Raw genomic sequence first — 22,648 nt, 5'->3', positions numbered from 1 at the left:
AATAATATACTCAAAATAGTCCTGCCTACTGGCTTGCATCTGCTTATCGACCGTTTTATTCTTCGGCGATATGAGTACACAACGAATCCCAATCGCGTTACAGCAAGCCGTTATGCGCTGCCTGCGCCACAAATTGCAGTTAGCGAATCTACATTTTGGCACCGCCTACTCGGAGCCGAAAATCAATTATCATCAACGCGGCACTAGCGCGGGTAGTGCCTATCTGCAATCCTTCGAAATTCGTCTTAACCCTGTATTGTTACTGGAAAATCAGCAGGACTTTATCGAGGAAGTGGTGCCGCACGAACTGGCTCACTTGCTGGTTTATCGCCAATTTGGCCGGGTTGCTCCCCATGGTAAAGAGTGGCGCTGGATGATGGAGCAGGTATTGCAAGTCCCCGCCAGCCGCACTCACCAGTTTGAGGTCGCCTCGGTGCGCAGTAAGACCTTCAATTATCAGTGCAAATGCCAGCAACATGCTTTAACCATTCGCCGCCACAATAAAGTACAGCGCGGCGAGAGCGAATATCGCTGCCGCCACTGTGGTGAAAAGCTGCAATTTAGCGCGCTAAAAAGCTGTTAGGAATTGGTGTTACTTGTTATAAAACAGCATGTTAATTTGCTATCCATCAGTATTATCTATAACCTGCCTGCTTTTCATCATCGGGCTGTTTTGAGATATGTTACGCAATATTCTATTCTTGCTGGTTTTATCCTCCTCGTTGCTTCCTCTGGTCAGTCACAGTCAAAGCATTAATAACTTTTCTCAAGCCAAAGCGGTCGCTGTAAAAATTAATCAGGATGCACCCGGCAGTTTTTACTGCGGATGCAAAATTGATTGGCAAGGTAAGAAAGGTATTCCTGACCTGAAAAGTTGCGGCTATCAACCAAGAAAAAACGCCCAGCGAGCAGCAAGGATTGAGTGGGAGCATGTAGTTCCGGCTTGGCAATTTGGCCACCAGCGCCAATGCTGGCAACAAGGTGGCCGCAAAAACTGCACTAAAGATCCCATCTATCGCCAAATAGAAACTGATCTGCATAATCTGCAACCGGCTATTGGCGAAGTGAATGGTGACCGCAATAACTTCATGTATTCCCAATGGAATGGCAGCCAGGGCCAATACGGTCAATGTGATATGAAAATTGATTTTAAAAATAAACTGGCAGAGCCGCCAGTGCGTGCTCGCGGAGCAATTGCCCGCACCTATTTTTATATGCGCGATCAATATCAACTGCGGCTTTCCAGCCAACAAAACAAGCTGTTTGAGGTCTGGAACCGCCAGTACCCTGTCACCAACTGGGAATGCCAGCGTGATGAGCGGATAGCGAAAGCTCAGGGTAATCATAACCCTTATGTACAACGGGCTTGCCAGCAGCAAAAAGGCTAATCTAGTATATGGGCTGATACTTCCCTGCCTCTGGTCTCCTTAGGCACTTATTTATTTCGCGTGGCACCACTCGCTGCGCGGTATGTTTTCGTTTCAGGACTTAGAGCAACCCATGCGCATACCCCGCATTTATCATCCACAGCCTTTGCAGGCGAATACCGAACTGGCGTTGAGCGATGAGGCAGCCAATCATGTAGGCCGCGTGCTCCGTATGGTTGAGGGGCAAAGCCTGCAACTATTTGATGGTAGCAATCAGGTCTTCGCTGCCGAAATTGTCCGCTCAGATAAAAAGAATCTGCGGGTTCGGCTTGGTGAAGGGCAATTGGAAGACCGTGAATCACCACTGAGCTTACATTTGGGTCAGGTGATCTCCCGGGGCGAGAAAATGGAATTTACCGTGCAGAAATCGATTGAGCTGGGTGTCAATGTGATTACCCCGCTGTTTTCTGAACGTTGTGGGGTTAAGCTCGATGGCGAGCGTTTAGTGAAGAAACTCCAGCAGTGGCAGAAAATTGCTATCGCTGCCTGCGAGCAGTGTGGCCGCAATAGGATCCCGGAAATCCGCAACGCCATGCAACTATCAGACTGGTGTGCTGAGCAGGATGATAGCCTGAAACTGAATCTGCATCCGCGCGCCAGTAATAGCATCAATACCCTTCCCCCTACGCTCAATAAAGTGCGTTTGTTGATTGGCCCGGAGGGCGGCCTCTCTGCCGATGAAATTGCCATGACCTCGCGCCTTGGATTTACTGATATCCTGCTAGGTCCACGAGTTCTACGTACCGAAACTACAGCTCTTACCGCAATCACTGCTTTACAGGTGCGGTTTGGTGATCTGGGATAAAATTCGTTCCCATTAGGAGAGAAGAATGATCAAGCTCGGCATCGTAATGGACCCAATCTCGTCCATTAATATCAAGAAAGACTCCAGCTTCGCCATGCTATTGGAAGCACAGCGCCGTGGTTGGGAACTGCATTACATGGAGATGGGCGACCTGTACTTACAGGGTGGTGAAGGCCGAGCCAGTACCCGTCTACTCAGCGTAAAACAGGATAAAGAGAGTTGGTTCAGTTTCGGCGCTGAACAGGATATCCCCCTGCACGACCTTGATGTCATCCTGATGCGCAAAGATCCGCCGTTTGATACTGAATTCATCTACGCCACCTATATTCTGGAGCGCGCAGAAGATAAGGGCACACTGGTAGTGAACAAGCCGCAGAGCCTGCGTGACTGTAATGAGAAGCTGTTTACCGCCTGGTTCCCTGAATTAACGCCGGATACTCTGGTCAGCCGCAATAAAGACCGCATTCGTAAATTCCATCAAAAACACGGTGATATCATTCTGAAACCGCTGGATGGTATGGGGGGGACCTCAATCTTCCGTGTGAAACAAGATGATCCTAACTTGTCGGTGATTATTGAAACTCTGACCGAATTGGGCAGCCGATTCTGCATGGCACAGAACTTCCTGCCAGCCATCAAAGAAGGCGATAAACGGGTCTTGGTGGTTGACGGCGAGCCGGTGCCTTACTGCCTGGCACGTATCCCGGCGCAAGGTGAAACCCGGGGTAATCTGGCAGCCGGCGGCCGAGGCGAAGCCCGTCCACTCAGTGAGAGCGACTGGGCGATTGCCCGCGCTGTCGCACCGGTTCTGAAGCAGAAAGGCTTAATTTTCGTCGGGTTAGATATTATCGGCGATCGTCTGACTGAAATTAATGTCACCAGTCCGACCTGCATCCGTGAAATTGAAGCTGCCTTCCCGGATGTGTCCATTACCAAAATGCTGATGGATGCAATTGAAGCGCGGTTAGCTAATAAATAAACTCGATACCCTCCCCAAAGTCATTGGAGTTGCAGGTAGGCGGCAAGAGAGTAACAAATCGGTCGGGAAGCGATTTGAACAGCATTTATGCAAGCCCGCAGGGTGAGCCTCAAGGATGAGGCTCATTAATCCCGATGAGCTTACGCAGTCAAGTGATTCGGGTGCATGAACGTAGCCAACACCCCTGCGGCTTCAAGGACGAAGGGGATCCGTGACTTTATTGGCATTTATCCGCATACTGACAAAAGTTCACCCCTTAACTCAGCGAATCCCCTATATAACATAATGAATTTACAGCATCATTTTCTTATCGCTATGCCTTCACTTCAGGACCCCCTATTTATGCGCTCGGTTATTTACATCTGCGAGCATAACCAAGAGGGCGCAATGGGCTTAGTGATAAACAAACCTATGGAACAGTTCACGGTAGAAACTGTGCTGGAAAAACTGAAAATCAGCCCTTCACCACGGGATCCGGCGATACGTCTGGATAAACCGGTATTAACCGGTGGGCCACTGGCAGAGGATCGGGGATTTATCCTACATTCACCACGGGAAGGATTCGGCTCCAGTATTCCTATCTCAGCCGATACGATGATAACCACCTCCAAAGATGTACTGGAGACCCTAGGGACGCCAGAACAACCTAAAAATCTACTGGTGGCATTGGGTTATGCAGGCTGGCAAAAGGGGCAACTAGAGCAGGAATTGCTGGATAACACCTGGTTGACGATTGAGGCTGATACTAACATTCTGTTCCACACGCCAATTGCAGAACGTTGGCAAGCTGCGGCCAACAAGTTGGGTATCAATATCTTTAATATTGCTCCGCAAGCAGGACACGCCTAATGGCTAATCGCACGATTGTTGCCTTTGATTTTGGGACTAAAAGTATCGGCGTAGCTATTGGCCAAGAAGTGACCGGCACTGCCCGCGCGCTAACGTCATTTAAAGCGCAGGATGGCACGCCAGACTGGCAGAAAGTCGAAAAACTGCTGAAAGAGTGGCAACCTGATTTAGTGGTTGTCGGGCTGCCGCTGAATATGGATGGCACCGAGCAACCCCTAACTACCCGCGCGCGCAGGTTTGCCAACCGCTTACATGGCCGCTTTGGTGTACAAATAGCCTTACAGGATGAACGCCTCAGCACCGTAGAAGCCCGCGCCAACTTATTTGACAGTGGCGGCTACCGTGCTTTGGATAAAGGCAGTGTCGATGCGGCATCTGCGGTCATTATTCTGGAAAGTTGGTTTGATGAACAGGCTGGCTGAATAGGTTTTTATTCAGCTTCAGATACGGTTACCCAGATTATGTTTCCACCGTCTGGTTTGGCAATCCCCCGCATATCGTGACACCTGTACCCACAGGATTGTATACTGAACCTATGCCAATCAGCGGCTCAAATATTGCACACCCCATGCGGGTGTTTTTTACATTTATTGAGGTTTTCTCATGACTAAAGTGACTGTTGCTGCGACTCAAATGGCTTGCTCTTGGGACCTGCCTAAGAACATTGAAAATGCCGAGAAACTGGTACGTCAAGCGCATGCCAAAGGTGCACAGATTATCCTGATTCAGGAGCTGTTTGCCGCACCTTATTTCTGTATTGATCAAAGCCCGGAACACTATGCACTGGCCCAAGAGCTGGATAGTAGCCCGTTAATTAAGCACTTCGCCAAGCTGGCAGCCGAGTTGGAAGTGGTGTTACCGCTGAGCTTCTTTGAGAAAGCCAACAATGCTTATTATAACTCGCTGGTTATGATTGATGCTGATGGCTCGGTGTTAGATGTATACCGTAAGACCCATATTCCTAACGGCCCGGCTTATCAGGAAAAACAATTCTTTATTCCAGGCGATACCGGTTTTAAAGTCTGGCAAACCCGTTATGCCAAAGTAGGCGTTGGCATCTGTTGGGATCAGTGGTTCCCGGAAACGGCCCGTAGTCTGGCACTGCTTGGTGCGGAAATCATCTTCTACCCGACCGCGATTGGTTCTGAACCGGCCTATCCTGAAATCGATAGCCAACCACACTGGACCCGCGTACAGCAGGGCCACGCCGCTGCAAACCTGGTGCCCGTAATTGCATCTAACCGTATCGGTACCGAGAAAAGTAAATTTATAGCGGGCCTGGAAATGACCTTCTACGGATCCTCGTTCATTGCTGACCAGACTGGCGCTCTGCTGGCTCAGGCCAACAAAACGGATGAGGCTGTTTTGGTACATGAATTTGATTTACAAGAAATCGCTGCCCAGCGCGCTTCATGGGGCTTGTTCCGCGATCGCCGCCCAGAAATGTATCAAGCTTTAGCCACTTCTGACGGCAAGACCCGGAGATAATTTATGTCTGCACAAGATGCGATTTTACAAGCTTCAGCTTCACAAGCCCTGCCCGGCACACCGCAGCAGGATGGCTTCTTTATGCCTGCCGAGTGGGCAAAGCAGGATGCGGTCTGGATGCTGTGGCCATATCGTCAAGATAACTGGCGTGGCAAGGGGACTCCCGCTCAGCAGACGTTTGCCAAAGTCGCTGAGGCCATCAGCGGTACAACCCCCGTATTTATGGGCGTGCCAGCTGAATTTATGGCTCAGGCTAAAGCAACCCTACCTGCTAACGTAACATTGGTCGAAATGGCCAGTGATGATGCCTGGATGCGTGACACCGGCCCGACGATGGTGATTAACGGTAGCGGTGAACGCCGCGCTGTGGATTGGCAGTTCAACGCATGGGGCGGCCTTAACGGTGGCCTGTATGCCAACTGGCAACAAGATGAGAAAGTTGCCGTTCAAGTGAGTGACTTCCTGCATAACGCCCATTACAGCGCCCCACTGGTATTAGAAGGTGGTTCGATTCATACCGATGGTGAAGGCACTCTGCTAACCACCGCTGAATGTTTGCTGAATCCAAACCGCAATCCGCATCTGAATCAAGTGCAGATTGAACAGTTATTGCGTGAATACCTGGGTGTTACACACTTCATCTGGTTGCAAGATGGCGTCTATAACGATGAAACTGATGGTCATATCGACAATATGTGCTGTTTTGTTCGCCCGGGTGAAGTTGCCCTACATTGGACCGACGATCAACAGGATCCACAGTACGCACGATCAGTTGCTGCTTTTGATGTGTTATCCAATGCGGTTGATGCCAAAGGCCGCAAGCTAAAAATCTGGAAACTACCAGCTCCCGGCCCGCTGTATAACACCGAAGAAGAGACTTTCGATGTGCTATCCACCGATGCGGTTCCCCGTACCGCTGGTGAACGACTGGCTGGCTCTTACGTCAACTTTTTGATCAGTAACCAACAAATTATTTACCCGTTGTTAGATGATCGTACCGATGGCGTGGCGCAAGATCTGTTGCAGCAGATGTTCCCAGACTTTGTTATTACCGGTGTTCCCGCCCGCGAGATCCTGCTCGGTGGGGGGAATATTCACTGTATTACTCAGCAGATCCCGTCAGCATAATTACCCTTCTTACTTGGAGCCGTGGCAGTGTTAGCGGCTCTCATTCACCCGAATCACTTACTGTTGGTTAGCGGCGCTATGTTAATTGACTAACATTATGCTCTGCCAATATCCCCTGCTTCTCCCGCTGTACCATCCCTTGCTCAAAGGTTTGCATCCCCGATTGCGCACCAGCTTGTATCACATTCGGGAGCTGATAGGATTTACCTTCACGAATCAAATGGCTGACGGCAGTGGTTTGTATCAGAATTTCAAAAACGGCAATGCGCCCACCGGCTGTTTTATTACATAACTTTTGTGCGATAACCGCACGTAAGCTCGCTGCCAATTGTGCCTGAATAGTGGCTTTCTCTGCCGCAGGGAAAACATCAACCAGCCGATCAATTGCCTGTGTTGCTGTACGAGTATGTAGCGTAGCCAGCACCAAATGCCCCGTTTCAGCGGCAGTCAGAGCTAAACGAATCGTATCCAGATCACGTAACTCACCCAACAAAATGATATCGGGATCCTGACGCAATGCTCCAGTTAAGGCATGACTAAAAGATTGGGTATGGCTCCCCAGCTCCCGTTGCTGGATCAAACATGAAAGACTGCTATGAACAAACTCAATCGGATCTTCAAGCGTAATGATATGACGAGCCTGATGCTGATTGATGGCACTGATCATCGCGCTTAATGTCGTGGACTTACCACTACCTGTCGCACCGGTAACCAGAATCAACCCATTATCTTGCTCAACGAGTTGGTGAATAATCGGTGGGACATCCAACTCCTCTAGTGATGGGCATGCCGCAGAGATAATACGAAAAGCTACCGATTGCCCCTGCTGTTGCTGAAAAATATTAGCCCGTAGCCGTTGTCCACTAATTGTCGTATAAGCACAATCCACCTGCCCCATTTCCCGCAATCGGCGATGCTGCGCCTCGCTTAATAAGTGCCGACTGAGCTTATTGAGCCAGTTGACACTCACCCGTGGCCAGTGAGTGAAGGTTTTCAGTACGCCATCAATACGTAATACCGGGTGATAACCGGTACAAAGGTGCAGATCCGATGCGTTATGATTTACACTAGCCGCCACCTTATTTGCGAAGTCCTGTTCATCAAAGCCATCATCGGTATGTTCGGGGCTTTCTAAGTCAATGCATTTAGCTGTGCCATCGCTAAATACAGGGTTATCCTGGTCTGTGTTTTTATCATCCAGACTGGTGAAATCCATATCAAACTCCTGGGTCCATATGAGCACAATTGAGCAGAATCTACAGGATGTCAGAGCGCGGATCGCAACAGTTGCACACAATTGCGCACGCTCTCCAGAAGAAGTGACATTGCTTGCAGTTAGTAAAACCAAACCTGTGAGCGCTATCGAAGAAGCCATCGTGGCAGGGCAATATGCTTTTGGTGAAAACTATGTGCAGGAAGGGGTAGATAAAATCCACTACTTTGCCAATAGCGCCGATCTTGAATGGCACTTTATTGGCCCGCTGCAATCCAATAAAAGCCGGTTAGTGGCAGAAAATTTTGCCTGGTGTCATACCGTTGATCGGCTGAAGATAGCGCAGCGCCTAAGCACTCAGCGCCCAGCTGCAATGCCCGCACTGAACGTACTGATTCAGGTCAATATCAGTGATGAACAAAGTAAATCTGGGATTGCCTTAACAGAGCTACCCGCATTAGCAGCCAGTATTAGTGAGCTGCCTAACCTGAATTTACGCGGATTGATGGCTATTCCGGCACCGGAAAGCGATTATCCGCGACAACTGGCGGTATTTGAGCAAATGCATCAGGCTTTCTTGACTTTAAAAGCCAGCTACCCTCAGATGGATACGCTTTCTATGGGCATGACAGATGATATGGCAGCCGCTATTAGTGCCGGAAGTACATTAGTGCGTATTGGTACCGCCATTTTTGGTACCCGCGCTTAACCCCCAGAGTCATTAGCGTCAGAGCCGCTAATGTTAATTAACACCTTCGGGCTGCGGCTTTAAGTACCAAGGGCATAGGAGAAATTGATGCAACATCGCAACATAACATTCATTGGCGCTGGCAATATGGCTCGCGCAATTATTGCAGGGTTGGTTGCCGGTGGTTATCCCGCTAAAATGATCAGCGTTTGCGCACCTTCAGCTAAAAATCGTGATGCTCTGGCCGCTGAATTTGGTGTCATCAGTAGTGATGATAATAACGCTCAAGCACAAAAGGCTGAGGTGATCGTCTTAGCGGTTAAACCTCAATTAATGGCCGATGTATGTCAGGCATTGCGAGATAATGTCGATTTCACCGGCAAACTGGTACTTTCCATTGCTGCGGGTATTCAGGTTGCACGTTTCTATGCGCTATTGGGGGATAAACTCAATTTGGTGCGTATTATGCCTAATACCCCATCTCTGGTGGGTAAAGGGATGAGCGGCCTATATGCACCAGAGCAGGTTTCACAGGACGATCGTAACTTTACCGCCTCGCTGATGAGCTCAGTAGGAAAAGTCTGTTGGGTGAATGATGAAAACGGCATCAACAACGTTATTGCCGCAGCAGGCAGTGCACCGGCCTATTTCTTCCTGTTTATGGAAGCAATGCAACAGGAAGCCGAACGGTTAGGTTTTGATAGTGAAACCGCACGCCTACTGGTGCAACAAGCCGCCTCTGGAGCGACTGCACTCGTGGAAGCTAACCCGCAATTGCCACTTTCGACACTACGTGAACAGGTGACCTCGAAAGGAGGGACGACGGCCGAGGCAATTAGGGTATTTAACGAGCAGCATTTACCAGAAACTGTTGCCAGCGCCATGCAAGCCGCTATCAAACGGGCGAAAGAAATGGAAAAGCTGTTCTAACTACGACAAAATTTACAAAATCCGACACTACCCTTATTGCTTTCTCGTTAAGATAGGGGCTTATAAAGTACGCTGATAGATTCTCTATTTGTGTATATCCAATATTAAGGATAAGGACTAAAGCAACTCATGCTAACGCTGACTTTTTTGGCCAAAACGGTCATTGACCTGTATGTGATGGTACTGCTGTTGCGTATCTGGATGCAGTGGGTTCATAGCGATTTCTACAACCCATTTTCACAATTTGTGGTGAAAATTACCCAGCCGATTATTGGTCCATTGCGTCGGATAATTCCTTCCATGGGGCCAATCGACAGCGCATCACTGCTGCTGGCATACCTGCTGATGACCATTAAGTTCCCACTGTTGCTGCTGATTGGTAGCGGTGCTATCTCACTCAACCCTTATAATCTGCTGTTTGGTGTTATTGCACTGTTTAAAGCTGCCGGTTACCTGATTTTCTGGGTAATGATTATCCGTGCATTGATGAGTTGGGTGAGTCAGGGCCGTAGTCCAATGGACTATCTGCTGTATCAGTTGACTGAGCCTTTAATGGCTCCGATTCGCCGCATCTTGCCTGCCATGGGCGGTATCGATTTTTCGGCGATGATCGTTATTCTTATCCTGTATCTGATCAACTTCTTAGGTATGGATATGTTAGGCGAGCTTTGGGTTATGCTGTGAGTGCAGTAACGCCCTTGCTGGACGGGCTGGTTCTGAGGCTATATATTCAGCCCAAAGCCAGCCGTGATCAGATAGTCGGTTTACATGGCGATGAACTTAAAATCGCCATTACCGCCCCACCGGTAGATGGCCAAGCTAATACCCACTTGATCAAGTTTATCGCTAAACAATTTCGGGTAGCGAAAAGCCAGGTAGTTATCGAAAAAGGTGAACAGGGGCGGCACAAACAGATCAAAATTGTTAATCCGCAACAGATCCCGCCAGAAGTTGCGGCACTGCTCGAGTGATAGAGACTTCCGCAAGAATAACTGTCAGCTCTAATAAAATTCAGGATCCCTCCATGCAAAAAATAGTATTAGCCACCGGTAACCCCGGCAAAGTGCGTGAGTTGGCAAATTTGCTAGCCGATTTTGGTTTGGATGTGGTCGCACAAACCGAACTAGGCGTAGAATCCGCCGATGAAACTGGCTTAACTTTTATCGAAAATGCCATATTAAAAGCGCGCCATGCCGCACAAATTACCGGTTTGCCTGCTATCGCCGATGACTCGGGCCTTGCTGTTGATGCGCTAGGTGGCGCACCAGGGATTTACTCCGCACGCTTCGCGGGTACTGATGCCAGTGATCAAGATAACCTCGAAAAACTGCTAGTGGCGTTGAAAGATACCCCTGATGCACAACGTGGTGCCCAATTCCACTGCGTGCTGGTCTATATGCGCCATGCTGAAGACCCAACACCTTTAGTGTTTCACGGCCAATGGCCGGGAGTGATTGCTCACCACCCCGTAGGGGAGGCAGGATTTGGCTATGACCCAATTTTTTATGTAAAAGAGTTGGGTAAAACCGCTGCAGAATTAACTCGTGAAGAAAAACACGCAGTATCACACCGTGGTCAGGCGCTGAAACTGATGCTGGATGCGCTGCGTAATGCTTAAGTTACCTCCGCTCAGTCTCTATATTCATATTCCCTGGTGTGTGCAGAAGTGCCCTTACTGTGACTTTAACTCTCATGCACTGAAAGGTGATGTTCCTCATCAGGAATATGTAGAGCACTTATTAGCGGATCTTGATGCCGACGTACCACTGGCCAGTGGTCGTGAAATTAGCACTATTTTTATTGGTGGTGGCACCCCGAGTTTACTCAGTGCCGCAGCGATGCAACAACTGCTTGATGGTGTGCGTGCCAGATTACCCCTTGCAGCCGGTGCTGAAATCACCATGGAAGCAAACCCAGGCGCTGTCGAAGCTGACCGCTTCAGCGGCTATCAACGCGCCGGTATTAACCGTATCTCCATCGGCGTACAAAGCTTTAGCGCACAGAAATTAACGCGTCTTGGGCGGATTCATGGGCCAGATGAAGCTAAACGAGCCGCAGAGCTGGCAACCTCACTGAATTTACGTAGCTTTAATCTGGATTTAATGCACGGCTTGCCTGATCAAACACTGGAAGAGGCGCTGGATGATTTGCGCCAAGCTATCGCACTGGATCCGCCACATTTATCTTGGTATCAACTGACGATTGAACCTAATACTGGTTTTAGTTCACGCCCGCCGGTTTTGCCCGATGACGATGCACTGTGGGATATTTTCCAGCAAGGACATCAATTACTTACTGCTGCCGGATATCAGCAGTATGAAACCTCGGCCTATGCCAAACCGGGCTACCAATGCCAACATAACCTCAATTACTGGCGCTTTGGTGATTATCTGGGAATTGGCTGCGGGGCGCACGGTAAAGTCACGTTTAGCGATGGCCGCATCCTACGGACGATAAAGACCAAACATCCCCGTGGCTTCATGCAGGGTAAATATCTGGATAAACAGTATGAAGTGGAAACGGCTGACCGGCCTTTTGAGTTCTTTATGAACCGTTTCCGGTTATTAGAAGCCGCACCACGGGCAGATTTCTACCACTTCACTGGTCTGGCTGAAAGCACTATTCGCCCACAGTTAGACGAGGCATTGGCCAAAGGGTATTTAATCGAAACAGAGGAGTACTGGCAGATTACCGAGAAAGGAAAATTATTCCTTAATTCACTGCTAGAACTTTTTTTGTAAATCTAATGCGTAAAAAAGCAGGTTCAGGCGAAGCCCACAGCCTAAACCTGCTTTAGCTAACCCCCAATGGATTGAATATCAAGGGGATTTAGTTCAGCGACTTAAGTAAATCCTTACGCTGCTGCTCCAGTGTCGTCACCCGCCCACAGACTTCATGGCCAAACTGCTGGAACTCCTGTTCCTGATTATTCCATTCGTTCTGAATAGCCTGTTGTAACCCACCCAAATTGCCCATAATGGCTTGCAACGGATTATTACCGCCACTACCACTAGTCGCCTGCTTAACCCCCATCTCGTTCAAGCTATCTTGCAACACACCGCCCATACTTTGCTGTACCAACTGGCGACCATCTTTTTCTACCTGATCGATGGCCTGATGATGGAAGGTTAAACCATCGCTACGTTTCTCAATGATACGGTTCATCTGTTGCTTTAGTTGATCATTCAATGTGGTGAGCCGGTTGCGCACATTACTGCTGCTCCCCAGTTGTTGAACAATCACTTTATCCAAAGAAACTCGTGCTTTTTCAAGATGCTGTTGCGCGCCCTGATCTATCCACGGCAAATCTTTGCGCAACGCAGTCTGGTAGCGGAACGCCTGTTGGCGCTGCGCGTCGGTCAGCGTCAGTGTTTTACCATTACGGGTAACATCGCCATCAGGCGAAATCTGCAAATTACCGCTGGCTCCCACTATCTGCACAGATTGCGGGCTGATAATCACATCATCCTGCGGTTTTACACTGCACTGATATTCAGCTTGCACCTGTCCGGCAGTCAGCATCAATACCGTCAGGGCTGCCGTTCGTAATGCTTTCATTTTATGTAACATAAGACTCCTGAAGCGCTGTTTTAAAAAATGGAGCGGCCAATCCGCTGTGCCAATAGCTCTAAGGCAGCAGTTCCGGCAAGAGAGTTCCCCGCATGGTCCAATTCTGGTGACCACACCGCAATACACAACTCATCCGGCACAATGGCGATAATGCCACCACCTACCCCAGATTTGCCCGGCATACCAACGCGGAAGGCAAATTCACCCGCCCCATCGTACATGCCACTGGTAATCATCAAGGCATTAATTTGCCGCGCCTGTATCGGCGTAATCAGCGGGCTATGCCTACCAATACTGCGCCCCTGATTCGCCAGATAGACAAAACAGCGAGCCAGTTCGACACAGCTCATGCGCAGGGCGCAGTAGTGGAAATAGGTCTGCAGTACCGTCAGCACATCGTTATCAAAATTATCAAAAGACTTCATCAGATATGCGATAGCCGCGTTACGATCTGAATGTTCAAACTCAGAACGAGCCACTCGAGGATCGTAGCTGATGCTATCATCGCTCACGAGCTGGCGCACCACTTCCAACATCCGCTGTTTCGGCGCACTCAAGCGGCTTTGTAACATATCGCATACCACCAGCGCCCCTGGATTAATAAAAGGATTGCGTGGTTTACCTTTCTCTAATTCTAGCTGAACCAGTGAGTTAAAGGGCTGGCCGGAGGGCTCTTTGCCTACCCGCTGCCACACCTCTTGCTCGCCGTAACGGGATAATGCCAGAGTCAGACTTAACACTTTCGAAATTGATTGGATAGAGAAGCGTTCATCAGCATCTCCGGCTTGAAAAATCTCGCCATCCAGCGTACACACAGCAATGCCCAGCTTATCTGCCGCGACCTCCGCTAATGCGGGAATATAATCAGCAACCTTCCCCTGACCAATCAGCGGGCGAACCTGCTGTAAGATATCTGCCAGTAAGGCATTATTTAAGATTGTTGCTACCTCTAAAATTTTTGCCAAAAAAATGCTCCCAATAGAACTTAGTAACAGCTTCCACTAGCCATGCCTGATAAAAACAAAGGCGCCTGCTTAGGCGCCCTTATTAATTATCTGCCGTTAAACCGGAAGATCAATCCCACCAGATATCAAATAACTCACTGGTTTCTACATTTTTCAACTTGCGAGCTTCCAGCCATTTAGTAACCAATGCACGGTGCTCATCAGTGCAATGACCGATCTCTTGCAGGCAAATCAAACCTTCCCACTGCAAGTAGCCACTACCATCAAATGCCAGACCATTGGCTTCAATGACTTCATCGATAAAAGCATCGACAGTTTCATCAATTACATCAACACCAGTCCCTTCAGGGAAGGTCCACTGTACGGAGAAACCCAATTCCTGAAACTCGTCGATATGCATCTTCTTGCGTAAACGACGACTACGATTGTTAGCCATTATTCTTTCCTCTCAAACATCAGATCCCAAACGCCATGTCCCAGACGCTGGCCACGTAATTCAAATTTTGTCAGCGGACGCGAGTCCGGACGAGGAACATAATCATTTTGTTCTGAAAGGTTGCGGTATCCGTTTACACCTGACATCACTTCCAGCATATGTTCCGCATAATGTTGCCAGTCGGTCGCCATATGGAACACGCCACCCACTTTTAATTTACTTCTCACCAATTCAACAAAAGGCGTCTGGACGATACGACGCTTATTATGGCGCGCTTTGTGCCATGGGTCAGGGAAGAATAGCTGTACCATATCCAGTGAAGCATCTGGAATCATATTTTCCAGCACTTCAACCGCGTCATGACACATAATCCGCAAGTTGCTTAGTCCCGCCTCGTGAGCAGCCCCCAAACAAGCACCAACCCCCGGAGAATGCACTTCTATCCCCAGAAAATTCTGCTGCGGATTACTGGCAGCCATGGTCACCAGTGAAGTCCCCATGCCGAAACCGATTTCCAGTACCACCGGAGCTTCGCGGCCAAACAAGGCGTTTACATCAACCGGCGTTGCTTGATATTCCACGCCCATCACCGGCCAGTAGCTATCTAGCGCCAGTTGTTGACCTTTGGTCAGCCGCCCCTGACGACGGACAAAACTACGAATACGGCGCATGGCTCGGCCGTTTTCATCAAATTCCGGGGATATGACGTCATTTATCATGGTACTTTCTGTCTGTTGATTGCGTATGTGAACGCGCATTATGCAAAGATACGGTAGTTTATCAACTCTGGGCGCCATAAGTACAAAATTAAGCAGTAAATAACGTAGATATAACCAAAGTGGCCGATTAAAGTCAGTGATTCGGGTGCGTGAGTGCGGCTAACACAGTTGTCGCTTCAAGTACGAAGGGGGTTTACAGGGTGAGAACTCTATGCTGCAATCCAGCTCTAATTTATTACCTGCCGGATATTGATACCAACTTATGATGCAAGCGCAACAGTTCGCGCACGAGGTACTTGAGTGGTACCAACGCTTTGGTCGCAAAACCTTGCCGTGGCAATTGGATAAAACACCTTATCAGGTATGGTTGTCAGAAGTGATGTTGCAACAGACTCAGGTTGCGACCGTCATTCCCTATTTCCAACGTTTTATGTTGCGCTTCCCTGATATCAGTGCGTTGGCTGCGGCACCGTTGGATGAAGTTCTGCATTTATGGACCGGGCTGGGTTACTACGCCCGTGCCAGAAATCTGCATAAAGCCGCCCAAACAGTTGTTGAACGCCATCAAGGCGAGTTCCCTACTACTTTTGACGAGATTCTCGCACTGCCGGGGATTGGGCGCTCAACTGCGGGCGCTATTTTGTCGCTCTCATTAGGGAAACATTTTCCTATTTTAGATGGTAACGTCAAACGAGTGCTGGCCCGTTGTTACGCTGTTGAGGGATGGCCCGGTAAAAAGGAAGTCGAAGGCCGCCTGTGGCAAATCAGTGAAGATGTTACGCCAGCCAAAGGCGTAGGTCAGTTTAATCAGGCGATGATGGATTTAGGTGCCACGGTGTGCACCCGTTCTAAGCCCAAGTGTGAGCTTTGCCCACTGAATACCGGTTGTATGGCTTATGCTAATCACAGTTGGGCGCGCTACCCCGGTAAAAAACCCAAACAGACGTTACCGGAAAAAACAGCTTACTTTTTGTTGATGCAAAACGGATCGCAGGTATGGCTCGAACAGCGCCCGCCAGTAGGTCTATGGGGTGGTCTATTTTGCTTCCCGCAATTTTCTGAACCAGCCGAACTGGAGCGTTGGTTGCAGCAACAAAGTATTGCCAGCAGCAGTTTGCAGCAGTTAACTGCTTTTCGTCATACCTTCAGCCACTTCCATCTGGATATTGTCCCCATGTGGCTGAATACGGCGTCATCCCGTGGATGCATGGATGATGGTGCAGGTCTCTGGTATAACTTAGCTCAACCACCCGCGGTAGGATTGGCGGCCCCAGTTGAACGCCTATTACATCAGTTGGCAAAACAGCCGAGTGACCAACATAGCTAACCCCCTGCAACGTCAAGTATGAAGGGAATAGCGCCATAGAAGAGGATTTAGCATGAGCAGAACAATTTTTTGCACATTTTTAAAACATGATGCTGAGGGGCAAGATTTTCAGCTCTATCCAGGTGAGATTGGCAAACGTATCTATAACGAAATATCAAAAGAAGCTTGGTCACAATGGATAACCAAGCAAACCATGCTGATTAACGAGAAAAAACTGAGCATGATGAATGTGGAAGACCGCAAACTGTTAGAGCAGGAGATGGTTAACTTTCTGTTCGAAGGGCAGGATGTTCATATTGAAGGTTATACTCCACCGAGTAAGTAACCACACGGGGTCTGCGCTGGCCCCGTTGTTATTCCTCATCAAGATATGGCTTGTAAGATGAAGAAAATTTTAGCTTTGCTGATAATTGCACCATTGTTAGTGTCTTGCTCAGGCAATAAGAATCAAACAGAAAACGAAGCCTATGTCAAAGATACCAACGGTTTTGAGATTTTAATGGGCCAATTTGCCCATAACATTGAAAATATTTGGGGATTAAAAGAAGTCTTAATCGCGGGTCCAAAAGATTACGTTAAGTATACGGATCAATATCAAACCCGCAGCCATATCAACTTCGATGCCGGTACGATTACGGTTGAAACCATTGCCACGACAGATCCGGCGGCTCACTTGCGTCAGGCGATTATTACCACACTTTTAATGGGTGATGATCCTGGCTCTATCGACCTCTATTCGGATGTTAACGATATTCAGATCAGTAAAGAGCCCTTCCTCTATGGGCAGGTGCTAGATAACAATGGCCAGCCGATCCGTTGGGAATGGCGCGCGGCCCATTTTGCTGATTATCTGCTACAAACCAGAATGCAAAAACGCACTTCCGGCCTGCATGTTATCTGGTCGGTCACCTTGCAATTGGTTCCTAACCATCTGGATCAACGTGCCCATAAATACCTGCCACTGGTGCGCCAGTCAGCGGAGCGTTATGGCGTCGAAGAGTCATTGATCCTGGCAATTATGCAAACAGAATCTAGCTTCAACCCATATGCGGTCAGTGGCTCTGATGCGTTGGGTCTGATGCAAGTTGTGCAGCATACTGCCGGGCGAGATGTGTTCAAAATGAAGGGCAAAAGTGGCCAGCCAAGCCGTAGCTATCTGTTTGATCCAGAAAATAATATTGATGCCGGTACGGCATATCTGTCAATTCTGCAAAATACCTATCTAGGCGGAATTCAGAATGCCACCTCACGGCGTTATGCTGTTATTACCTCTTATAACGGCGGAGCAGGTAGCGTATTGCGGGTATTCTCCAGCGATAAGAACCAGGCTGTTAATATTATCAACAATATGGCTCCTGGTGATGTATTCCAAACGCTGACCACTAAACACCCTTCAGGCGAATCTCGCCGTTATCTGGTGAAAGTGAACAGCGCGCAGAAGAGTTATCGCCGCCACTAGTTTTGTTTAATAGCGGATTTTATAGCCAAAGAAATTGGCGTTGCAGGTGGCTAATCCCCCCTGCAACGCCAACGAAGGGAAACTGAAATGGCAGGCTCCACCCACAGTGTCATTTTTATGTCTAAAGTGTGATCGCCTGACAAAAGTGCACATTTGAATAACAACCATTCTCAATAAAATGTTTATAGTATGGCTAATCATCCTATCCCTACTATCGGCAGATTGAACAAATGGACTTTGGACTTACCCTGTTTGAAATGGTGGTAATCTTCTCCACTATGGTCATCGCTTATATCATCTTTGGTATTACAGGATTTGGTTCTGCATTAATTGCCAGTCCGATATTAGCGCTATTTATTCCTGTCGCTAAGATTGTCCCATTATTGGCAATTGTCGATATGTTTGCAGCCATTACCAATGTAGCTCGCCATAGCCGTCATGCCGACCTTGCTGAACTTAAGCGATTAGTCCCACTAATGATTATTGGTAGTCTGATCGGCGCGACGTTACTGCTACGTACTCGCCCTGATATTTTGCTACTGGCGCTCGGCATATTTGTCATTTTATATGCCATTTACGCCCTTAGCCGGCGTAAACCACAAGGGCAATTCAAACCTGTTGCCGCCATTCCTTTTGGCTTGATTGGCGGTATCTTCAGTGCGCTATTTGGCAGCGGCGGGTTTATCTATGCTATTTATTTATCCGGCAGAATAGCCAGCAAAGATAATTTGCGGATTACCCAGACCACGCTTATCGGCCTGAGTACCCTCACGCGAGTTATTTTGTTTACGCTGGCAGGGGTCTACATGGACCTATCTATTTTATGGATGGTACTACTGTTGGTACCGGGGATGTTAGTTGGTTTGGTTATCGCCAATAAAATCAGTTTAGGGATAAGTCGCGACCAGCTTATCCGATTAATAAATATCTTATTGCTGATTTCCGGCACAGTTTTAGTCGCACGCTATTTAGGTTATTGATGAGCCTAATTTGTAATAACTGGTTGATAGACAGCCGATGCTCTCATTGGCTGTCTATCAGTACTTCAGTTTACGGCGTAATGACATAACCAAAGATACGCCGCCACTCTACATCACCTTTTTCGATATAAACGCCCTGCAATTCAGGCGAGAAGCCGGGCAATAAATTAATCCCCTCTTCCAACGCCAGGAAATAACGCTGTACCGCCCCGCCCCACATTTCACCTGGCACCACGCACAATACGCCAGGTGGATAAGGGAGTGCGCCTTCAGCAGCAATGCGCCCTTCAGCCTCGGCAATAGGGATTAGCTCGATATTATCGCGAATAAACTGGATATTGGCATCTTGCGGGTTCATTAATACCGGCGGTAAGCTGGCTTTGCGGAACATATCCTTTTGCAGTTGTTTAACATCATAGCTGACATAGAGATCATGCATTTCTTGACATAACTGGCGTAGAGTATAGCCGCGATAGCGCTCTTCATTCTTACGGTATATCGTCGGTAATACATCACACAATAAAGCATCTTGCTCCACGTAGCGCTCAAACTGAGCCAGCATATCAACCAGATGTGCCATTTTTGCTGGATTTTCTGCCGGTGTTAGCAGGAACAAAATTGAATTCAGATCGCATTTTTCCGGCACAATGCCATTTTCACGCAAGAAGGTAGCCAGTATCGCTGCCGGAACACCAAATTGGGTATATTGGCCGCTGTTAGCATCAATACCTGGTGTCGTCAGTAATAACTTACAAGGATCAACCAGATATTGGTCTTGGTTATACCCTTCAAAGCCATGCCAACGTTCATTAGGCACAAAATTAAAGAAACGTGTGTCATTAGCAATAACGTCCGTATCGTAATCTTGCCAATTTTTACCACCGACAGTGGGAGGAATAAATGGCCGCAACATTGAGCAGCGTTCTAATAATAGTTTACGCGTATCGATGCCCAACTTGACACAATCCATCCACATGCGGCGGCCACTGTCACCAGAATGAATTTTGGCGTTAATATCCAGTGCAGCAAATAATGGGTAGAACGGGCTGGTTGAGGCATGCAACATAAATGCATTATTAAAACGTTTATGATTACAGTGCCGTTTTTGCCCTTTGATATGATTATCTTTTTTATGTACCTGCGAGGTTTGGGAGAAACCAGCCTGCTGCTTGTGCACTGACTGAGTCACAATAATCCCAGGGTCATTTTCATTTAAATCCAGCAATAGCGGTGAGAAATCCTTCATCATCGGAATAAACTGTTCGTAACCTACCCACGCAGAATCAAACAGAATGTAATCACACAAATGACCAATAGTATCAACCACCTGACGTGCGTTATACACCGTGCCATCGTAGGTACCCAACTGAATGATCGCCAATCTGAATGGCCGCGCCTCTTCTGCTCTTTCTGGCGCAACGTCCCGCAATTGCTGGCGTAAATAACGCTCGTCGAAACAATGAGCATCAATACCACCAATAAAACCGAACGGGTTGCGGGCCGTTTCCAAATAGATTGGTGTCGCCCCAGCCTGAATCAGCGCACCATGATGGTTGGATTTATGGTTATTACGATCGAACAATACCAAATCACCACGGGTCAATAAGGCATTAGTCACGACCTTATTCGCAGCCGATGTACCATTCAAAACAAAATAGGTTTTATCCGCATTGAAGACCTTAGCTGCATATTTTTGTGCATCTTTAGCTGCACCTTCATGGATCAGCAAGTCACCCAGTTTGACGTCTGCGTTGCACATATCTGAACGGAAAATGGTCTCGCCATAAAATTCAAAAAACTGGCGACCGGCAGGATGCTTACGGAAAAACTCGCCACCCTGATGCCCTGGGCAAGCAAAAGTTGAATTATTCATCTCGACATATTTTTTCAATGTTGAGAAAAATGGCGGTAATAGATTTTTTTGATATTCACTGGCGGCAGCCTCTACCTGAGCATTGTAAAAAGCTTTGTTTGCTTCGCCGAGCGTAATAATCCCCTTAATCAGAGGCAAATAATCGGCAGAAACCGTCTGTTGTGCCGTGACAGCAACAAAAGTAGGAATAGCAAAACCCAGATCATGCAACTTTGACAATATACCGGCATTGGCATCTTCAACCGACATCACCACAGCGGCAACATCAGTAAAATCAGTTTGATTGAGGTATACCATTCCCCGTTGGCTTTCTATATAAGAAGCCAAACGAGCACTTGTTGCTATTTTTAATAGTGTCATGTCACTTACTCTCAAACGGTCAGGTATGAGGCTGCCATTTTGGCATGTATATGACATCGCATAAGGTGAAGATTTTATGCAATGCCGGCAAATTGATATCTATTACGCACACGATCACTCGCTCAAATAGAAGCTAGAATAGTGAGTTAACTGGTCTTCGCATCGACCAATAGACATCAGTAAAATCAGAGATCCAGCTCTATTTTTAATAATGCCTAACAGTGAGCGACAGATAGCCTTACCGCATGGAAGTAACAAGGAACTTAACAGCAGATAAACAGGAGAAATAGCATGAGAAGCGCTCATTATGCATTGAATAGTCTACTACTGTCATAACCGCCTCCTGCTTACTTAATCGAAATGATATGGATTAGAGGGATGAATAGTAACGCTAAATTTTCGCAATAATTGCATGTTTTGCCGGCAGGTTCAACCTTGTAGGCCAATAAAAATGCACTTTTAGTGAATATCTAAGCCATTGTTATTTAACACACTAAAAAATAAAAAATCTATAAATCAAGTAGATGAAATATGTAGATGCACCATAAAAATTAACTTCCCAACAGTTTTCTCGCTATTTTTGCATGAAAAGAGAGCAACCGATCGCCTTTATAAGAGAAACTCATTGACGACTTGCCGCCAATACGGTTTAATGCGCCCCGTTGCCCGGATAGCTCAGTCGGTAGAGCAGGGGATTGAAAATCCCCGTGTCCTTGGTTCGATTCCGAGTCCGGGCACCACTATTTAAGCTTGTTTGTTACTGCGGCTGAACATCAGTCTTAACAAGCAGGTGATTAGGCAGGAATACGATACTTCGTAATTTCGTCACATGGATTGTAAAAATAGTTAGCAATCAATTAGCTCACTTGTTAAATTAAGTGGGCTTTGTTACGTGTTATGGTTACCACAGAGCTTCCTCTCGTGTCAAACCAGCAAGGCTAATTGAGCCCTTGCCTCAAGCTGTTACATAGGTACCCCATCAAAGCGACCCACTCACTTTTAGAGATCTTCCGATATACAGATTATGTCACTGAGAAGATCACGATGCGCAAGATCCGATTCACTAAGCACCAAATCATCGCCGTTCTAAAATCTGTCGAAGATGGCCGGATCGAGTGTCATAAGGCCGCTATCTCTTGAGCCAGCTATTACAACAGGAAGGTAAAGTAGGCGGTATGGAAACCACTGATATCAAAAAGATCAAAGATCTTGAGGGCGAGAATCGTCGTCTGAAGCAGAGGTTTGCCGATCTGAGTCTGGAATGCCGAGCGCTGAAAGACGTCATAGAAAAAAAGCTTTAAAACCAGTGAGCTAAGTGTGAGTTTAGTCCAACGAATAGCCAGATTAGATTTGTAGGCATTATAACAGAATCAACATATCGGGATAATAATATTGGAAATATACCTGACGAATATTAATCGTTTCAGTAAAACTGTAAGCACAGTCTTTGAT

Annotated in this window: 24 protein-coding genes, 1 tRNA gene and 1 pseudogene; 20 read left to right on the top strand and 6 right to left on the bottom strand. The window is 47.7% G+C overall.

Going from position 1 to position 22,648, the window contains the following annotated elements; translation table 11 throughout:
* The first annotated feature begins 70 nt into the window (after positions 1 to 70).
* The 8 genes from V2A85_RS12060 (at position 71) to aguA (ending at position 6,676) form a co-directional block, all read left to right on the top strand.
* Positions 71 to 583, top strand: coding sequence for a SprT family zinc-dependent metalloprotease (locus tag V2A85_RS12060; RefSeq protein ID WP_420071526.1), 513 nt, complete (start codon positions 71 to 73; stop codon positions 581 to 583).
* Positions 584 to 680: 97 nt separating this feature from the next.
* Positions 681 to 1,388: a deoxyribonuclease I gene (endA, locus tag V2A85_RS12055; protein ID WP_420071525.1), complete on the top strand. Its 708-nt coding sequence runs from the start codon at positions 681 to 683 to the stop codon at positions 1,386 to 1,388.
* Positions 1,389 to 1,500: 112 nt separating this feature from the next.
* Positions 1,501 to 2,232: a 16S rRNA (uracil(1498)-N(3))-methyltransferase gene (gene rsmE / locus V2A85_RS12050; RefSeq protein WP_372560632.1), complete on the top strand. Its 732-nt coding sequence runs from the start codon at positions 1,501 to 1,503 to the stop codon at positions 2,230 to 2,232.
* Positions 2,233 to 2,257: 25 nt separating this feature from the next.
* Positions 2,258 to 3,211 carry a glutathione synthase gene (gene gshB, locus V2A85_RS12045; RefSeq protein WP_372560631.1) on the top strand — a complete coding sequence of 318 codons (954 nt, stop codon included), beginning with the start codon at positions 2,258 to 2,260 and terminating at the stop codon, positions 3,209 to 3,211.
* A 285-nt stretch (positions 3,212 to 3,496) separates the two neighbouring features.
* Positions 3,497 to 4,060 carry a YqgE/AlgH family protein gene (locus V2A85_RS12040; protein WP_083162695.1) on the top strand — a complete coding sequence of 188 codons (564 nt, stop codon included), beginning with the start codon at positions 3,497 to 3,499 and terminating at the stop codon, positions 4,058 to 4,060.
* On the top strand, positions 4,060 to 4,482 hold the full coding sequence (ruvX, locus tag V2A85_RS12035) for a Holliday junction resolvase RuvX (RefSeq protein ID WP_083162693.1): 423 nt from the start codon (positions 4,060 to 4,062) through the stop codon (positions 4,480 to 4,482). The genes V2A85_RS12040 and ruvX overlap by 1 nt, the downstream gene beginning before the upstream one ends.
* Positions 4,483 to 4,663: 181 nt before the next feature.
* Positions 4,664 to 5,548 carry an N-carbamoylputrescine amidase gene (gene aguB, locus V2A85_RS12030; RefSeq protein WP_083162691.1) on the top strand — a complete coding sequence of 295 codons (885 nt, stop codon included), beginning with the start codon at positions 4,664 to 4,666 and terminating at the stop codon, positions 5,546 to 5,548.
* Positions 5,549 to 5,551: 3 nt separating this feature from the next.
* Positions 5,552 to 6,676, top strand: coding sequence for an agmatine deiminase (aguA, locus tag V2A85_RS12025; RefSeq protein ID WP_420071524.1), 1,125 nt, complete (start codon positions 5,552 to 5,554; stop codon positions 6,674 to 6,676).
* A 76-nt stretch (positions 6,677 to 6,752) separates the two neighbouring features.
* Here aguA and V2A85_RS12020 read toward each other — a convergent pair whose 3' ends face one another.
* Entirely contained in the window at positions 6,753 to 7,892 is a 1,140-nt protein-coding gene (locus tag V2A85_RS12020) for a type IV pilus twitching motility protein PilT (RefSeq protein WP_420071523.1), read from the bottom strand.
* A gap of 19 nt (positions 7,893 to 7,911) precedes the next feature.
* On the opposite strand from V2A85_RS12020, the gene V2A85_RS12015 reads away from it, so the two are divergent.
* The 6 genes from V2A85_RS12015 to hemW all read left to right on the top strand — a co-directional run bounded on the left by V2A85_RS12015 (position 7,912) and on the right by hemW (position 12,248).
* Positions 7,912 to 8,598: a YggS family pyridoxal phosphate-dependent enzyme gene (locus V2A85_RS12015; RefSeq protein WP_372560628.1), complete on the top strand. Its 687-nt coding sequence runs from the start codon at positions 7,912 to 7,914 to the stop codon at positions 8,596 to 8,598.
* An 87-nt stretch (positions 8,599 to 8,685) separates the two neighbouring features.
* Positions 8,686 to 9,507 carry a pyrroline-5-carboxylate reductase gene (gene proC / locus V2A85_RS12010; RefSeq protein WP_420071522.1) on the top strand — a complete coding sequence of 274 codons (822 nt, stop codon included), beginning with the start codon at positions 8,686 to 8,688 and terminating at the stop codon, positions 9,505 to 9,507.
* 129 nt (positions 9,508 to 9,636) lie between these two features.
* Complete coding sequence (locus V2A85_RS12005; protein WP_083162683.1) at positions 9,637 to 10,191, top strand: YggT family protein; 555 nt, start codon at positions 9,637 to 9,639, stop codon at positions 10,189 to 10,191.
* Positions 10,188 to 10,478: a DUF167 family protein YggU gene (gene yggU, locus V2A85_RS12000; protein ID WP_083164094.1), complete on the top strand. Its 291-nt coding sequence runs from the start codon at positions 10,188 to 10,190 to the stop codon at positions 10,476 to 10,478. Before V2A85_RS12005 ends, yggU begins: the two co-directional genes overlap by 4 nt.
* A gap of 53 nt (positions 10,479 to 10,531) precedes the next feature.
* Positions 10,532 to 11,125, top strand: a complete 594-nt coding sequence (locus V2A85_RS11995) for an XTP/dITP diphosphatase (RefSeq protein WP_372560625.1) — start codon at positions 10,532 to 10,534, stop codon at positions 11,123 to 11,125.
* Entirely contained in the window at positions 11,118 to 12,248 is a 1,131-nt protein-coding gene (gene hemW, locus V2A85_RS11990; protein WP_372560624.1) for a radical SAM family heme chaperone HemW, read from the top strand. Before V2A85_RS11995 ends, hemW begins: the two co-directional genes overlap by 8 nt.
* A gap of 88 nt (positions 12,249 to 12,336) precedes the next feature.
* Here the strand turns inward: hemW and V2A85_RS11985 are convergent, their stop codons facing one another.
* The 4 genes from V2A85_RS11985 to trmB form a co-directional block, all read right to left on the bottom strand.
* Positions 12,337 to 13,077, bottom strand: a complete 741-nt coding sequence (locus tag V2A85_RS11985; RefSeq protein ID WP_420071521.1) for a DUF2884 domain-containing protein — start codon at positions 13,075 to 13,077, stop codon at positions 12,337 to 12,339.
* A 20-nt stretch (positions 13,078 to 13,097) separates the two neighbouring features.
* Positions 13,098 to 14,042: a glutaminase B gene (glsB, locus tag V2A85_RS11980; protein WP_372560622.1), complete on the bottom strand. Its 945-nt coding sequence runs from the start codon at positions 14,040 to 14,042 to the stop codon at positions 13,098 to 13,100.
* Positions 14,043 to 14,151: 109 nt separating this feature from the next.
* Positions 14,152 to 14,478 carry a YggL family protein gene (locus tag V2A85_RS11975; protein ID WP_372560621.1) on the bottom strand — a complete coding sequence of 109 codons (327 nt, stop codon included), beginning with the start codon at positions 14,476 to 14,478 and terminating at the stop codon, positions 14,152 to 14,154.
* Positions 14,478 to 15,197, bottom strand: a complete 720-nt coding sequence (gene trmB, locus V2A85_RS11970) for a tRNA (guanosine(46)-N7)-methyltransferase TrmB (protein WP_372560620.1) — start codon at positions 15,195 to 15,197, stop codon at positions 14,478 to 14,480. Before trmB ends, V2A85_RS11975 begins: the two co-directional genes overlap by 1 nt.
* A 262-nt stretch (positions 15,198 to 15,459) precedes the next feature.
* Here trmB and mutY point away from each other — a divergent pair, with 262 nt between their 5' ends.
* From mutY to V2A85_RS11950, 4 genes are all read left to right on the top strand, one after another.
* On the top strand, positions 15,460 to 16,524 hold the full coding sequence (gene mutY, locus V2A85_RS11965) for an A/G-specific adenine glycosylase (protein WP_420071520.1): 1,065 nt from the start codon (positions 15,460 to 15,462) through the stop codon (positions 16,522 to 16,524).
* Between the two features lie 52 nt (positions 16,525 to 16,576).
* Positions 16,577 to 16,849, top strand: coding sequence for an oxidative damage protection protein (locus V2A85_RS11960; RefSeq protein WP_083162670.1), 273 nt, complete (start codon positions 16,577 to 16,579; stop codon positions 16,847 to 16,849).
* Between the two features lie 57 nt (positions 16,850 to 16,906).
* A complete protein-coding gene (gene mltC, locus V2A85_RS11955; RefSeq protein ID WP_372560618.1) occupies positions 16,907 to 17,983 on the top strand; it encodes a membrane-bound lytic murein transglycosylase MltC in 1,077 nt (358 codons plus the stop codon).
* A gap of 230 nt (positions 17,984 to 18,213) precedes the next feature.
* The gene (locus V2A85_RS11950) at positions 18,214 to 18,963 is read left to right on the top strand and encodes a sulfite exporter TauE/SafE family protein (protein ID WP_083162668.1); all 750 of its coding nucleotides are present in this window, start codon (positions 18,214 to 18,216) and stop codon (positions 18,961 to 18,963) included.
* A gap of 70 nt (positions 18,964 to 19,033) precedes the next feature.
* On the opposite strand, the gene speF is transcribed toward V2A85_RS11950, so the two are convergent.
* Positions 19,034 to 21,196, bottom strand: a complete 2,163-nt coding sequence (gene speF / locus V2A85_RS11945) for an ornithine decarboxylase SpeF (RefSeq protein ID WP_372560617.1) — start codon at positions 21,194 to 21,196, stop codon at positions 19,034 to 19,036.
* Positions 21,197 to 21,860: 664 nt separating this feature from the next.
* On the opposite strand from speF, the gene V2A85_RS11940 reads away from it, so the two are divergent.
* Together V2A85_RS11940 and V2A85_RS11935 are read left to right on the top strand one after the other, a co-directional pair.
* Positions 21,861 to 21,936: transfer RNA gene (locus tag V2A85_RS11940), tRNA-Phe, on the top strand.
* 304 nt (positions 21,937 to 22,240) lie between these two features.
* Positions 22,241 to 22,491, top strand: a pseudogene (locus tag V2A85_RS11935) (transposase); the annotation flags it as partial.
* Positions 22,492 to 22,648: the final 157 nt, after the last annotated feature.

The organism is Yersinia sp. 1252 StPb PI, assembly GCF_048593885.1.
Classification (GTDB): Bacteria; Pseudomonadota; Gammaproteobacteria; order Enterobacterales; family Enterobacteriaceae; genus Yersinia; species Yersinia enterocolitica_E.
This window is presented reverse-complemented; position numbering and strand designations above follow the sequence as displayed.